Genomic DNA, 13,900 nt, shown 5'->3' on the forward strand with positions numbered 1-13,900 from the left:
CGGACTGCACGGTCAAGGCTCCTGCTGCGGCCCGAACCAGTCGAGACAGACCACGAGCGCGTCGTCGTCGGCCACCGGTGTGCCGCGGTGCCCGGACAGCTCTCTCAGGACGGCACGGGGAACCTCGGCCGCGGGCAGCAGACTGGTGGACACGATGGCCCTGGCCAGCGCGCGCTCCCCGTACCGCTCCCCGCCGGGCGCGGCGACGGCGTACACCCCGTCGCTGGCGAAGACGAGCCGGTCACCGGGCTCGACGTCGAACTCCTGGGCGACATAGTCGGTTTCCTCGAACATGCCCAGGGGGAGCTGCTCCTCGAAGTCCACGGACGTCACAGTACGGCCGCGCAGCCGCAGCATCTGCGGGGAGCCGGCGTCGACGACCTGCAGCCGGCCCGTGCGCAGGTCGAGGTCGAGCAGGAGCACGGACAGGTGGGACTGCCCGCGGTACTGGGCGTAGAGGGCCTGGTCGGCGAGTGCCGCCTGGTCCGCGATGGACAGGCCGGCCCGCCGGGCGTTGCGCAGCGCGTTGATGCCCAGGGTGGTCAGGAGGGATGCCTCGATGCCCTCGCCCATGCCGTTGGTGATGTAGAGCATGAGGCGGTCGGCGTTCGCGGACCAGTCGAAGTTGTCGCCGAAGATGGCGTAGGCGGGCTCCAGTTGGGCGCCGAGCGCGTACTCGGGGCGGCTGCAGGACCGGCCCGGCAGCAGTTGCCACTGCATCTCCGCCGCCAGGGTGAGCCGGTCCGTGCGGCGTGCCCGGAGGTACAGGTCGGTGTCGCGGTCGGCGACGAGCACCTCGTGCCCCAGTACCTGCGCCACCTCGGCCAGTTCGTCCAGGCACTCCGCGGCCCGGTCGGAGGGCATGGTGACGGTCAGGACGCCGAGCCGGTCGCCGCGCACGGTCACCGGCAGGTGCAGGCGGGCCTCGCCGTCGGTCGACGTCTCAACGAAGGGCTCCTGGGATCCGAACGCCCGTCCGGCCGGGCTGCCGTGCACGGGCACGGACTCCTGCGGGCTCGGAGCCGGCCGCACGGGCTGGAGTGTGGCGACGCCGTAGTCGGCGAGGTAGAGCTGGACGGTCTTCGCCGCGTAGGCGTCGCACAGTGCTTCTCGGACCGCGTCCACCAGCTGGTGCGGGGCCGCAGAGCGAAGCGCCCGCTCGGCTGCCACGAATCTGTTCACGATGTCGGATACGCCATTCTCGTCACGGTGACGGCGCCCGCCCCAACCTGCCGCGGACGCCGTCCGTCGATCCTTCTTGTCCGTATTCAACGCTGTGCGCGTATTGTCCGAACCGGTGGGCTGACAGTGCCCGTGAAGCCTGGAAGAGTGGGAGCGTGACTTCCTCCTACTCGCATCCGCGACCGGACGAGGTGGGGCGTGTGACCTCCGAGGCCGCCGAGTTGCTGGAGGTCCTGTGGGGCCGGGCATCGACGGCGCCGGTGTCCGCCTCGCAGATCCGCGTGCTGTTCATCCTGGAACACAGCGACGGCATCAACCTGCGCACCCTCGCCGCGGCGCTCGGCTCCACACCGCCGTCGACCAGCCGGCTGTGCGACCGCCTCCAGGCGGTGGGCTTCGTGGAGCGCGGGCCGAGCGCCTCCAGCCGCCGGGAACTGCGTCTGCGTCTGAGCCGGCGCGGTCGGACCTTCCTGGACGAGCTGCGCGCACGACGCGAGGCGGCCCTGCAGTCCGTGCTGGAGCAGATGCCGGCCGCCAAGCGGACCGCCCTGCTGGAGGGCCTGGAGGCGTTCTGCGCGGCGGCGTCCGCGGAGATCCACGAGGGCGAGGACGTCTCCGATGCCAGGACCGCCTGAAACCCGGACCCGCCAGGACGCGGCGCGGGGGCGGGGCCGCGTACGCACCGCCGTCCGGCGACGCGGGCTGTCGTCGTTGCTGATCGGCACGTTCCACACCCCTCCCGCACTTGACTCGCTCACTCTGTTGCCTCATGGCCATAGTTGTCAAACGGCAACTGTTGGCCCTCCGCGTGCGGTCCGCGGTCTGTAACTGCCTCTCCGGGAAGCCGCCTTCACTCGTCCGTCGGGGTCACCGGCCCGGGATCCGCAGGTCCGGAGTCCGCGACTTCGAGCGCCTCCTCGACACTGCCCACGATCGGGACGGTGATGCTCACACCGGTGAGGTCCAGGATCCGCCGGACGGCGGGCGTCGGCGAGATGACATACACACCGCCCGGGATCTCCCGCACCTCCTGATAGGCCCGCAGGACGATGTTCATGCCGGACGAGTCCATGAAGGGAACGCCGGCGATGTCGAGCAGGAAGTGCCGCCGGCCGTGATGGAGCTGGTTGGCGAGGTGGTGCTGCAACTCGGTCGCTGTATCCATGTCCAGGTCGCCCTCGACCGTCAGCAGCACGGCGTCCTCCCGGGGCAGTTCCACCTTGATCGACAAGGGATTCTGGGCAACGGACACAAGTACCTCCCACAGACGTTGGCGATCGGGACGGGTGCCCCGACGGACGGATTCAATGCATCGCGGAACGAGGAAACACGCTGTCGACCCTCCCGAGGAGACGCGCTGTCGACCCACCCTTCGATGCGTTCGCCCGCCTACCCCCGAATCCACCCAGCACACAGAGCTCACGCGAGGAGCGGTACGCCGTGACGCTTCTGACCGCTTTTGCGCGTCCGGGGGCCGCGGGCGGTTTGGCGGCTCGCCGACTGGTCACGCGAAGAGGTGGAAGGCATCACGGGAAGTGGAGGAGGGAGGGGAGAACGGGCCCGACCGCGGTCCGCCACGGACGTACGGCGGGTTCTCCGTTCCCTCGCCTCTGTCAGGGAGCGAAAGGATGAGTGAGACATACCGGACCGGCGCCCTCGGGGGCTCGGCCGCCGCGGGCGGTACGCGCCGCGGCCCCCTGAGTCCGGCGGAGGCACGCGGAGCCGTGCGACGGGTGCTGTCCGAGCAGGCGCGCGCCCGGGGCGCCGCATGCACACCGGACACACTCTCGGACGCGTTGCTGGTGGCGTCGGAGCTGACGACCAACGCGATGCTGCACGGCGGCGGCGTCACCGACTTCGACGCCGAGGTGGTGGGCCAGGACCTGTATCTGTCGGTCAGCGACCGGGAGCGGCGACGGCCGGTCGCGCGGAACCCGGTGGACCGGCACGGACGACACCGCTGTGGGGGCCGCGGCTGGCCGATCGTCTGTCGGCTGTCGCGCGCCGTGCTGGTGTCGGACCTCCCGGCCGGCGGCAAGCGCGTCACCGCGGTGATACCCCTGCCGGCGGAGTGCGGGCACCCGGTCGACGGAATCTGACACGGAAGCCGCCCCGGACGGACCCGGACGGACCCGGACGGGAGACAGACCCACCCCGGACGGGCCGGTGGGCCACCAGCCCTACGGCCGCGGCCCACCTGTTGCACCTCCTGTTGAGTCTGCCTTTCTGCTTTGCCGCTCAGGCTGTACTGCTGGCCGCTCAGGCCACCCCGGGCTCCAGCAGCCCGGCGCGAAGCTGCTTGATGATGCGGCCGATGAGCCGTGAGACATGCATCTGGGAGACGCCGATCCGCTCGGCGATCTGCGCCTGGGTGAGCTCCTCGACGAAGCGCAGATGGACGATCCGGCGCTCACGCTCGTCCAGTGCGGCGATCAGCGGCGCCAACGAGTGGAAGTCCTCCACGAGTTCCAGCGCGGGGTCCTCCTCCCCGAGGAGGTCCGCCAGGACCGACTCGCCGTTCTCGGCGTCCCCGGTGACGGCCGCGTCGAGGGAGGCGGACTGGTAGCAGTTGGAGGCCTTGCGGGCCTCGATCACCTCTTCCTCGGACAGGGACATCAGCTGCGACAGCTCGCGGGTGGTCGGCGTTCGGCCCAGCCGGGAGCTGAGTTCCTCCGTCGCCTTGGCCAGTTCCGCGCGCGCCTCCTGGAGCCGGCGCGGGACGTGGACCGCCCAGCTCGTGTCGCGGAAGAAGCGCTTGATCTCGCCGACGACGTACGGGACGGCGAACGTGGTGAACTCGACTTCCCGGGACACCTCGAAGCGGTCGATGGCCTTGATGAGCCCGATGGTCCCGACCTGGACGATGTCCTCCAGCGAGTCCCCGCGGGCGCGGAAGCGCGAGGCCGCGTACCGCACGAGCGACAGGTTCATCTCGATCAGCGTGTTGCGGACGTACTGGTGTTCGTGCGTGCCCTCTTCCAGCATGACCAGTCGGTCGAAGAACTGACGCGACAACTCCCGCGCGTCCTGGGGGCTCACCTTCGTCGGATCGTCGATCTGCGGCAGCGCCGCCCCGTCCGTCGTGACCGTCTCCTGTGCCGTGGCCGTTGCCTGCGCCACCGTCACGGCTGCCATGCCGCCCTCCCGATCGCCGATGCCTGTTGTCGTCCCCCCGCGTGCCCCGACTCGCACGGGTCATTCCTTCTTTGTCGCGGGGAACCCGGTATGGGCGTGCGTTCTGACGTGAAGTCGCCCTTTGGCGCGATCGCCACGGCCACGTCGTCATGGACTTCCCGACCGGCGCGCAACCTTGTGTCACCTCTCTTGCGCTCGCCTTCGTTTGCGGACGAGGACGCGGGGCATGCGGGTTCTCGTGCTTCGGACCAGAGGCGCACCGGTGCTACAGGTGTGACCGCTCCGGGGCCCGAGTTGCCCCGTGCACCGTTTCCCACGGCAATTTCCCTGAGAACGCTGTTCAGGAGCTGTTCTGCATGCTGGTTGAGACGTCCGCACATGGTTCCGACATCTCCACCCGTCCCCGCGTGTCCGGCGGACGCGTCCACGACGACGCCCCCGACACCGCGGCCGACTTCACCCGCCTGGCCGCCCTGCCGGACGGGCCCGAGCGCGACGCGGTACGCGACGAACTGACCAAGGCGTGGCTGCCCATGGCCCACCGCATCGCCGGCCGGTTCCGCAACCGCGGTGAGTCGCTGGAGGATTTGCGCCAGGTCGCGGCCCTGGGCCTGGTGAAGGCGATCGACCGTTACGAGCCCGGGCGAGGAGCCTTCGAAAGCTACGCCGTGCCCACCATCACGGGCGAGATCAAGCGGCATTTCCGTGACCGGATGTGGGCCCTCAGGGTGCCCCGTCGCGTCCAGGAGCTGCGCAACAAGGTACGGATCGCGCGCCGCGACCTCGCCGCGAGTTCGAGCGGCGCCACGCCGTCGGTCACCGAGATCGCCGCCCACGCCGGGCTCACCGAGGAGGAGGTCAACGCCGGTCTGGAGGCGCTGGAGAGCTTCAGCACCCTGTCCCTGGACGCCGAGATGTCCTCGAGCGACGACGGCTTCAGCCTCGCCGACACGATCGGAGCGTGCGACGAGGCGTACGACGTCGTCATAGACCGGGAGGCGGCGAAGGAAGGACTGCGGCGCCTGCCCGAGCGTGAACGCGCCATCCTGTACATGCGCTTCTTCGAGGACATGACGCAAAGCCGCATCGCCGACCGCCTGGGCATCTCCCAGATGCATGTCTCACGCCTCATCAGCCGGTGCTGCGCCCAGGTGCGCGAGCAGGCGCTCGACCGGGGCACACGGTCGGGACGCGACGCGCCCGACGGCCGGACCGGATGACGGTCCCGTTCCGTCCAGGCCGACTGTCTCGGCCACGGCGGTCATGACGATCACCTCACCCAGGAGCGAGGACGCATGCTGATGCCCCATCCGGCGATGCTGAGAAGGCTCGTCGACGAGTACGGCTCTGGCAACGGCCCGCCGCCTGCTCGCCGCCGGCCTGGACGAGCCCCCGGCGGAACAGCCGGCGGCCGTCGGCTGAGCCGGCCCCGAGGAGGAGGGAAGCGCTGTGAGCACGGACGGAATCTGGTCGTACGCTCCCGGGAGCGGTCACCAGGAGGGCCGGACGCTGACGGGGTTCACGGTGCAGGCGACCGACGGGGTCATCGGCCATGTGGACCGTCAGGCCGACGATCCTCCCCTGCGGCACTTGGTCGTCGACACGGGCGCTTGGGTGTTCGGCAGGAGTGTGCTGATACCGGCGGGCGCGGTCACCGGCATCGACATCGAGACCCGGGTGATCACCGTGGCGTGCACCCGCGCGGAGGCCAGGTCGGCCCCTCGTTTCCGGACCGACCGCGAGACCCTCGATCCCGAGTACCTTTCCGCCGTCGGTGCCTACTACGCCACTCTTGCCCATGGTTCGGGCGAGAGCGGGTAGCCGAGGCATCATGAACGTCTCATGAACACGGCCGGACGACGAGGAGTGGGAGACGACAGCGTGCGAGGAATGGTGAAGTGACCGGAGCCGCAGTCCTCTTGATGCGCGCCTGCGATGCTCAGGAAGTGATGGGCATCCCGCAGACGGCTGACGAGCAACCGTGAAGCCGGCGGAGCACCGGCCGGCCGGAGTCAGCGGGACGGCGAGCACCCGGCCGGTCCCGATCAGCAGCGCGGCGACGGCACGCAGCTATGTGCGGTCGGTCGTGGCAGAGCACTGGCGTACCCCCTCGGGGCCGGCGAGTGAGAGAGCCGTCACGGATCTCCTGCTGGTCGTGTCGGAACTGGTGACCAACGCCATCCGGCACGGCCGCGGCCTCGCGGGATTCGAGGTGACCCTGCTGGCCGAGGGCGTGAGGCTGGACGTGCACGACTACAGCGACACCGTCCCGGCCGCGGCCTTCGGGCCGGGCACGCTGCCCCACGTACACGAGGGCAGCGGATACGGATGGCCTCTGATCATCCGCCTGGCCCGGGAGATCCACATCGAGCGCCGCCGGGAGGGCGGCAAGACGGTCAGCGTGCTGGTGCCGCTGACGTGAGCGCCGGCTCGCCGGCCGGGCGGCTCACGGGCGGATCGCTCACCAGGGCAGGAACGTGTGGACGTCCTTGCCGTCCTCCCGCACCACCACGCTGACCTGGTCGCACAGTGTGTGGATCAGGTACCAGCCGATGCCGCCGCCCGTGCCGGTGCCGGGGTGGAAGGGGCGCGGTGCCGGTGGGCTGGTGCTCGTGTCGCTGAGCGTCACGTGCACGCCGTCGAACGCCCTGCGCATCGTCAGCGTGAACGGGCCCGGAGCGTACTGGATCGCGTTGGCGGCCAGTTCGGCGACCACCAGCAATATGTCGTCACGGTACTCGGGTGTCGCCGGCGGTGACGACCGCGCCAGCGTGGTCAGAAACTCCTCCGCGCTCAGGCGCGCTCCCGTCACATCACCAAAGCCCCCGTCAAAGCTGACCTCGCAGTCCTTGATCTCTTCGGAGGACGGCTTGCCGCCTCCACGCGATTCGGTCCCCATCACACCTTCTCCGGCCCGTCTGGCACGCGGCCGTGGTGAGTCGTCGTGCTGCTTCCTTCGCTGCTGGTTCCCAGGCAGCGCTCGGATACGCGTCCGGATGGTAGGAGCCGACGGGGCATCGCGGAAGGGTGAGACCACCCGGTCCGCTGGGCCGACCGGCGTTCGGGCCCCTCCGCAAGCCGTTCCAGGTGGTGCGCCATGAGGGGCGCCGGACCGAAAACGGCCTGGTCAGCCGTGCCTCTTCGAGGCCGGCAGAGGTGGTGCGGCCGACGCGCGGAACGCTATGCGCGTAGCACGGCCGGCCGACCTGCGCGGAGGGTCGCCGCACACGCAAACCCCATGACGTCTTTGCATCTTTGTCGACTTCCGCGGCGCGCACAGCCACACGAGGCGACGGAAGAAACCGGTCAGACCGTGGATCAGACTGTGGAGAGGTCGATCGCCCGGTCGACGTCCCGCGGCCGCAGCACCCGCATGATGCCTTCCAGCAGGTAGTAGTCGGCGTACGGAAGGAGATCTCGATGCCGTCCTCGGCCGGGCGGTTACGGGTGGAGCGGGCCACCACCGCTTCCGCGCGGGCCGAGTCTGCCGTGGCGGCGGCCAGCCGTTGAAGGGTGCGGTCAGCCCGGGAGGACGCGGGCGCGGCAGGACGCGGGTGTTCCCCAGGCGGTGCGCAGGGGGCGGGCCTTGCGGATCCACAGGGACAGGTCCAGTTCCTCGGTGTAGCCGAGGGCACCGTGGCAGTGCAGGGCCGTGCGGGCGGCGCCGTAGGCCGCTTCGCCCGCCGCCACCTTCGCCGCCGCGATGTCGCGGGCGCCGTCCGGCCGCCCCGCCGCCACAGCCACCGCCGCCGCGTGGACGAGCGGCTGCGCGAACTCCAACGCGATCAGGACGTCCGCCAGGCGGTGCTTCACGGCCTGGAAGGAGCCGATCGGCCGGCCGAACTGGGTGCGCCGCCGCACGTGGTCGACCGTGCGGTCGAGCAGGGCCCGGCCGAGTCCCAGGGCCTGCGCGGCGGTGGCCAGTGCCGCGATGTCGGCGGCACGCTCGGCGGCGGCCGACACGTGCGGGCCCCGCGCCAGGACCGTTCCGCCGAGCGGCCGGGCCAGCCGGCGCGCCGGGTCGGCCGACGGCTGGGCGGGCCCCACCGACTCGGCCACCCGTACGGCGTCCCCGGTCACGACGAGGACCACGTCGGCGGCGTCCGCGTCGAGGGCGTACGGGCTGTCGGGCGTCAGCAGGCACAGGGAGGCGGCGGTCTTGCCGGAGGCGATGCCCGGCAGCCAGTCCGTGGCGAGCGTCGCGTCGTCGAGGCGGTCGAGCAGCGCGGCCGCGGCCACCGTCTCCACGAGCGGACCGGGTACCGCATGCCGTCCCAACTCGGTGAAGGCGACGGCGAGTTCGACGGGTCGCGGACCCAGCCCGTCGTACTCCTCCGGAACGGCCAGGGCGAAGACACCCGCCTCCGCCAGGCGCGCCCACAGCGCACGCCCGGGGCCATGGTCTCCGGCCGACCAGGCGCGTACGACCGCGGGGGTCCCGGCCGCCGTCAACATGCAGTCCAGTGAGCGGGCGAACTCCCGCTGTTGGTCGTCGAGAAGGAACCGCATCACCGGCGCCCCTTCGGCAGGCCGAGCAGCCGCTCGGCGATGATGTCGCGCTGGATCTCGTTGGTGCCGGCGTAGATCGGTCCGGCCAGGGAGAAGGTGTGGCCCTCGGCCCAGGCGCCGTGGGCGGGCGACTCGGCGGCGGCGTCGGCGAGTTCGCCGTAGGGGCCGAGGAGGTCCAGGGCGGTCTCGTGCAGGGCGATGTCCAGGTCGGACCAGAAGACCTTGTTCAGGCTCGACTCCGCTCCGATCGCTCCGCCCGCCGCCAGGCGGGAGGCGTGGGCGTAGGTGAACAACTGGTAGGCGCGGGCGCCGATGACCGCGTCGGCGACCCGGTCGCGCAGTGCCGTGTCGGACGGGTCGGCGGTGGTGCGCCACAGTGCGGTGAGGCGGTCGGCGGCGGCCGTGAAGCGGCCGGGGCTGCGCAGGGTGAGGCCGCGCTCGTTGCCGGCCGTGCTCATCGCGACCCGCCAGCCCTGCCCCACCTCGCCGATGACGTCCTCGTCGGGCACGAAGACGTCGTCGAGGAAGAGTTCGGCGAAGGCGGGCTTGCCGTCCAGGCGCCCGATGGGGCGTACGGTCACGCCGTCCGCGTCCAGCGGGAACATCACGTACGTCAGTCCCTGGTGGGGTCTGTGGGTGTGCCGGTCGCTGCGGAACAGTCCGAAGGCGCGGTCGGCGAAGGCGGCGCGGGAGGACCAGGTCTTCTGGCCGGACAGCAGCCAGCCACCGTCGGTCCGTCGCGCCGTCGAACGCAGCGAGGCGAGATCGGATCCGGCTTCCGGTTCGGACCATGCCTGGGCCCAGACGACCTCGCCGCTCGCCATCGGCGGCAGGACGCGGGCGCGCTGCTCGGGTGTGCCGTGCTCGAAGAGGGTCGGGGCCAGGAGGTTGATGCCGTTCTGACTGACCCGGGCGGGCGCGCCGGCCGCGTAGTACTCCTCCTCGAAGATCAGCCACTGGAGGAGGGAGGCGCCCCGGCCGCCGCACTCCTCGGGCCAGGAGACCACCGACCAGCGGTCCGTGAACAGCGTGCGCTCCCACGCGCGGTGGGCCGCGAAGCCCTCCGCCGTCTCCAGGGAGGGCAGTGGGGTGTCGGGGACGTGGGCGGCCAACCAGGCGCGGGCCTCGGCGCGGAAGGCGTCCTCGGCGGGTGAGAAGGAGAGGTCCATCAGGATCCCGCCTTCTTCATCGCGCGGACGTCCATGCCCCCGAGGGAGTCGGCGGCGGTCTCGGCGTTGTGCGCGTGGGCCAGGTGGTGCAGGCCGAAGACGGAGTCCATGCCGGCGTGCATCCCCTGGAGGTCCTCGGCCTGATTGACGGCGCGTTTGGCCAGGGCCAGCCCCATGCGGGGCATGTCGGCGACGCGTGCCGCCAACTCCAGGGTGCGGTCGGTGAGTTCGGGGCGGGGCACGACGCGGTTGATCATGCCGATCTCGTACGCCCGGCGGGCGCTCATGCGGTCGCCGGTGTAGAGGAACTCCTTGGCGATCCTGGGTGGCATCGCCCACGGGTGGGCGAAGTACTCGACGCCGGGGATGCCCATGCGGACCACCGGGTCGGCGAAGAAGGCGTCCTCGGAGGCGACGATCAGGTCGCACACCCAGGCGAGCATCAGCCCGCCCGCGACGCACGCGCCCTGCACCGAGGCGATCGACGGCTTCGGCAGTTCCCGCCAGCGGCGACACATGCCCAGGTAGACCTCCGACTCGCGGGCGAAGCGGCTCTCCGCGCCCTGCTTGTCGGAGTGGTCCCACCACAGCCCGGCCCGGCGTGGGAACGGAAGGTGGGCGTCGCGCTCCGGGGTGCCGATGTCGTGCCCGGCCGAGAAGTGCTTGCCCTCCCCCGCGAGGACGACGACCTTGACCTCGTCGTCGTCGGCCGCGCGGTAGAAGGCGCGGTCCAGGGCGTAGGTCATGGCCGAGTTCTGGGCGTTGCGGTACTCGGGGCGGTTCATCGTGACCACGGCGACGGGTCCGCGACGTTCGTAGCGCACAGGCTCCTGGGGTGCCTCAAGCTCCTCGGGCTCCTCGGGCTCCTCGGGCTCCTCGGGCGCCGTCCGGCCGGTGGACATCGACCCCCTCCTTCCCTAACAAGTGTTTGGTAGATTAACTTGCGGTAGGTCAGCCGTCGAGAGCCGTCCGCAGTCGCCGAGCGCGTCCTCGGCCGGCCGAAGAGGAGGCCCGTCCGTGACCATGCCGCCGCCGTACGTGCCCGGGCACGAGCTGCTGAACGGCCGTAGCGCCGTCGTCACCGCCGCCGCGGGCGCCGGGATCGGTGGCGCGACCGCGCGGCGGCTGCTGGAGGAGGGGGCGCGGGTCGTCGTCTCCGACGCGCACGCCCGCCGTCTGAAGGAGGCCGCGGCGGAGCTGGCCGACGCCTTCGGCGCGGACCGGGTCGGGGCGCTCCCCTGTGACGTCACCGACGAGGCGCAGGTGGCCGCGTTGTTCGACCTCGCGCAGGAGCGGCACGGGCGGCTGGACATCGTCGTCAACAACGCCGGTCTCGGCGGGACGGCCGACCTCGTCGACATGACCGACGAGCAGTGGGCGAAGGTCCTCGACGTCACCCTGAACGGCACGTTCCGCTGCACTCGTGCCGCGCTGCGCCGTATGAAGGCCGAAGGCGGGGGCGGCGGGGTGATCGTGAACAACGCCTCGGTGGTCGGCTGGCGGGCGCAGAAGGGGCAGGCGCACTACGCCGCCGCCAAGGCCGGGGTCATGGCGCTCACCCGGTGCGCGGCGCTGGAGGCCGCCGGGTTCGGTGTCCGGGTCAACGCCGTCGCGCCGAGCCTCGCCATGCATCCGCACCTGGTCAAGGTGACCACTTCGGAACTGCTGGAGGAGCTGACCGCCCGGGAGGCGTTCGGGCGGTACGCCGAGCCGTGGGAGGTGGCCAACGTGATCGTCTTCCTGGCGTCCGGCTACTCCTCGTACATGACCGGCGAGGTCGTCCCGGTCAGCAGTCAGCATGCGTGAGGCGAGAATGATGCGGTGCCGAACAGCAAGAGTGACCGTAAGAAGACGGCGATGAGCGCCGCGCCCGAGCGGCGTGAGGAGATCCTGGCCACCGCCGCCGAGGTGTTCGCCGCGCAGGGCTATCGCGCCACCACCGTCCGCAGGATCGCGGACGAGGCGGGCATGCTCGCGGGCAGCCTCTACTACCACTTCGACTCCAAGGAGTCGATGCTCGACGAGATCCTCTCCGGCTTCCTGAACGATCTGTGGGGCCGGTACGACGCCGTGCTCGCCGCGGACCTCGGGCCCAGGGAGACCGTCGAGGCCCTCGTCACCGAGTCCTTCCGGGAGATCGACCGGCATCGCGCCGCCGTCGCCATCTACCAGAAGGAGGCCAAGCACCTCAAGGCCCAGCCGCGGTTCGTCTATCTCGCCGATTCGCAGGTGAAGTTCGAGAAGGCGTGGCTGGGCACACTGGAGCGCGGAGTGGCCGAACGGGCCTTCCGCGCCGACCTCGACGTCCGGCTCACGTACCGCTTCCTGCGCGACACCGTCTGGGTGGCCGCGTCCTGGTACCGGCCAGGCGGACAGCACAGCCCGGAGGAGATCGCCCGGCAGTACCTGTCCATGGTGCTGGAGGGCATCACCCTGCGCGAATGACACCGTGAGAGTGAACAGGAGTGGCCATGGCCGAGGCATACATCGTCGAAGCGGTCCGCACCCCCGTCGGCAGGCGCGGCGGCGGACTGTCCGCCGCGCATCCCGCCGATCTCGGCGCGCACGTACTCAAGGCGCTGATGGAGCGCTCGGGTGCCGACCCGGCGGCCGTCGAGGACGTCGTCTTCGGCTGCCTGGACACGGTCGGCCCGCAGGCCGGCGACATCGCCCGCACCTGCTGGCTGGCGGCCGGGCTGCCCGAGGAGGTGCCGGGCGTGACGGTGGACCGGCAGTGCGGCTCCTCGCAGCAGGCCGTGCACTTCGCCGCCCAGGCGGTGCTGTCGGGCACACAGGACCTGGTGGTCGCGGGCGGCGTGCAGAACATGTCGATGGTCCCGATCGCCTTCGCCACCCGTCAGGCCGCCGAGCCGCTCGGCCTGACCCAGGGCCCCTTCGCCGGCTCCGAGGGCTGGCAGGCCCGGTACGGCGACCGGCCCGTCAACCAGTTCGCCGGCGCCGAGATGATCGCCGCGAAGTGGGGCATCTCCCGCCGGGACATGGAGGAGTTCGCGCTGCGCTCCCACCAGCGGGCGATCCGCGCCATCGACGAGGGCCGCTTCGACCGGGAGACCGTGCCCTACGGGGGCGTCGCGACCGACGAGGGGCCGCGCCGGGACACCAGCCTGGAGAAGATGGCCGGTCTGAAGCCGGTGATCGACGGCGGCAGCATCACCGCCGCCTGCTCCTCCCAGGTCTCCGACGGCGCCTGCGCCATGCTGCTGGCGAGCGAACGGGCCGTACGGGAGCACGGCCTGACCCCGCGCGCCCGCGTCCACCACATCTCGGTGCGCGGCGAGGACCCGATCCGCATGCTGTCCGCACCGATCCCCGCCACGGCGTACGCGCTGAAGAAGACCGGGATGACGCTCGACGACATCGACCTGGTCGAGATCAACGAGGCGTTCGCGCCCGTGGTGCTGGCCTGGTTGAAGGAGACCGGCGCCGATCCGGAGAAGGTCAATGTCAACGGCGGCGCCATCGCTCTTGGCCACCCCCTGGGCGCCACCGGCGCCAAGCTCATGACCACGCTGCTGCACGAACTGGAGCGCACGGGCGGCCGTTACGGCCTCCAGACGATGTGCGAGGGCGGCGGCCAGGCCAACGTCACCGTCATCGAGCGGCTCTGAGCACGAGGGCTCAGCGGAAGGCAACAGTGTTCTCCGAGACGTCCCCGCCCATGAGATCGAGCACCGCGTTCGCCGTCTCGTCCCCCAGGAACGAGGCCATCTGCGCATGCGCCTCCTCCCGGCTGGTCTCGACGAAGGACACGTCCCGTCCCGCAGCGGCGGCGATGGCCGCGACCTGCCGCCGGGCGGTGACGTGTTCCGGCCCGGTCAGCGCGTACGTCCGCCCGTGGTGGCCCGGCGGAGCAGCCGTACGGCGGCGAGGTGGAAGTGGAGGGC

At 71.2% G+C, this 13,900-nt stretch carries 15 protein-coding genes and 1 pseudogene; 8 read left to right on the top strand and 8 right to left on the bottom strand.

Features of this window, described 5'->3' with window-relative positions; genetic code table 11:
* Positions 1-12: 12 nt before the first annotated feature.
* Positions 13-1,182 (bottom strand): SpoIIE family protein phosphatase, encoded by a 1,170-nt coding sequence (locus tag ABZ078_RS01030; RefSeq protein WP_356570321.1) that lies wholly within the window; start codon positions 1,180-1,182, stop codon positions 13-15.
* Positions 1,183-1,382: 200 nt separating this feature from the next.
* Here ABZ078_RS01030 and ABZ078_RS01035 point away from each other — a divergent pair, with 200 nt between their 5' ends.
* Positions 1,383-1,817: a MarR family transcriptional regulator gene (locus tag ABZ078_RS01035; RefSeq protein ID WP_356570322.1), complete on the top strand. Its 435-nt coding sequence runs from the start codon at positions 1,383-1,385 to the stop codon at positions 1,815-1,817.
* Positions 1,818-2,032: 215 nt separating this feature from the next.
* Here ABZ078_RS01035 and ABZ078_RS01040 read toward each other — a convergent pair whose 3' ends face one another.
* Positions 2,033-2,434 (bottom strand): STAS domain-containing protein, encoded by a 402-nt coding sequence (locus tag ABZ078_RS01040; RefSeq protein WP_356570323.1) that lies wholly within the window; start codon positions 2,432-2,434, stop codon positions 2,033-2,035.
* A 376-nt stretch (positions 2,435-2,810) separates the two neighbouring features.
* On the opposite strand from ABZ078_RS01040, the gene ABZ078_RS01045 reads away from it, so the two are divergent.
* Positions 2,811-3,281 (top strand): ATP-binding protein, encoded by a 471-nt coding sequence (locus tag ABZ078_RS01045; RefSeq protein ID WP_356570324.1) that lies wholly within the window; start codon positions 2,811-2,813, stop codon positions 3,279-3,281.
* A gap of 160 nt (positions 3,282-3,441) precedes the next feature.
* On the opposite strand, the gene ABZ078_RS01050 is transcribed toward ABZ078_RS01045, so the two are convergent.
* Positions 3,442-4,317 carry an RNA polymerase sigma factor SigF gene (locus tag ABZ078_RS01050; protein WP_356570325.1) on the bottom strand — a complete coding sequence of 292 codons (876 nt, stop codon included), beginning with the start codon at positions 4,315-4,317 and terminating at the stop codon, positions 3,442-3,444.
* Between the two features lie 356 nt (positions 4,318-4,673).
* On the opposite strand from ABZ078_RS01050, the gene ABZ078_RS01055 reads away from it, so the two are divergent.
* The 3 genes from ABZ078_RS01055 (at position 4,674) to ABZ078_RS01065 (ending at position 6,739) form a co-directional block, all read left to right on the top strand.
* On the top strand, positions 4,674-5,537 hold the full coding sequence (locus ABZ078_RS01055) for a SigB/SigF/SigG family RNA polymerase sigma factor (protein WP_356570326.1): 864 nt from the start codon (positions 4,674-4,676) through the stop codon (positions 5,535-5,537).
* 229 nt (positions 5,538-5,766) lie between these two features.
* Positions 5,767-6,138, top strand: a complete 372-nt coding sequence (locus ABZ078_RS01060) for a PRC-barrel domain-containing protein (protein ID WP_356570327.1) — start codon at positions 5,767-5,769, stop codon at positions 6,136-6,138.
* A gap of 160 nt (positions 6,139-6,298) precedes the next feature.
* The gene (locus tag ABZ078_RS01065; RefSeq protein WP_356570328.1) at positions 6,299-6,739 is read left to right on the top strand and encodes an ATP-binding protein; all 441 of its coding nucleotides are present in this window, start codon (positions 6,299-6,301) and stop codon (positions 6,737-6,739) included.
* Between the two features lie 39 nt (positions 6,740-6,778).
* Here ABZ078_RS01065 and ABZ078_RS01070 read toward each other — a convergent pair whose 3' ends face one another.
* From ABZ078_RS01070 to ABZ078_RS01085, 4 genes are all read right to left on the bottom strand, one after another.
* The gene (locus ABZ078_RS01070; protein WP_356570329.1) at positions 6,779-7,216 is read right to left on the bottom strand and encodes an ATP-binding protein; all 438 of its coding nucleotides are present in this window, start codon (positions 7,214-7,216) and stop codon (positions 6,779-6,781) included.
* 620 nt (positions 7,217-7,836) lie between these two features.
* On the bottom strand, positions 7,837-8,826 hold the full coding sequence (locus ABZ078_RS01075; protein WP_356570330.1) for an acyl-CoA dehydrogenase family protein: 990 nt from the start codon (positions 8,824-8,826) through the stop codon (positions 7,837-7,839).
* The gene (locus ABZ078_RS01080) at positions 8,826-9,995 is read right to left on the bottom strand and encodes an acyl-CoA dehydrogenase family protein (protein WP_356570331.1); all 1,170 of its coding nucleotides are present in this window, start codon (positions 9,993-9,995) and stop codon (positions 8,826-8,828) included. The genes ABZ078_RS01075 and ABZ078_RS01080 overlap by 1 nt, the downstream gene beginning before the upstream one ends.
* Positions 9,995-10,897, bottom strand: coding sequence for an enoyl-CoA hydratase (locus ABZ078_RS01085; protein ID WP_356570332.1), 903 nt, complete (start codon positions 10,895-10,897; stop codon positions 9,995-9,997). The genes ABZ078_RS01080 and ABZ078_RS01085 overlap by 1 nt, the downstream gene beginning before the upstream one ends.
* A gap of 121 nt (positions 10,898-11,018) precedes the next feature.
* On the opposite strand from ABZ078_RS01085, the gene ABZ078_RS01090 reads away from it, so the two are divergent.
* From ABZ078_RS01090 to ABZ078_RS01100, 3 genes are read left to right on the top strand one after another with little or no spacing between them, the layout of a single operon-like run.
* Complete coding sequence (locus ABZ078_RS01090) at positions 11,019-11,801, top strand: SDR family oxidoreductase (RefSeq protein ID WP_356570473.1); 783 nt, start codon at positions 11,019-11,021, stop codon at positions 11,799-11,801.
* A 51-nt stretch (positions 11,802-11,852) separates the two neighbouring features.
* Positions 11,853-12,440 (top strand): TetR/AcrR family transcriptional regulator, encoded by a 588-nt coding sequence (locus ABZ078_RS01095; RefSeq protein WP_356570475.1) that lies wholly within the window; start codon positions 11,853-11,855, stop codon positions 12,438-12,440.
* A 26-nt stretch (positions 12,441-12,466) separates the two neighbouring features.
* Positions 12,467-13,624 carry an acetyl-CoA C-acetyltransferase gene (locus ABZ078_RS01100; protein WP_356570333.1) on the top strand — a complete coding sequence of 386 codons (1,158 nt, stop codon included), beginning with the start codon at positions 12,467-12,469 and terminating at the stop codon, positions 13,622-13,624.
* Between the two features lie 13 nt (positions 13,625-13,637).
* Here the strand turns inward: ABZ078_RS01100 and ABZ078_RS01105 are convergent.
* Positions 13,638-13,862 (bottom strand): annotated as a pseudogene (locus tag ABZ078_RS01105) (hypothetical protein); the annotation flags it as partial.
* Between the last annotated feature and the right edge of the window lie 38 nt (positions 13,863-13,900).

It is taken from the genome of Streptomyces sp. NPDC006385, from assembly GCF_040612485.1.
GTDB lineage: Bacteria > Actinomycetota > Actinomycetes > Streptomycetales > Streptomycetaceae > Streptomyces.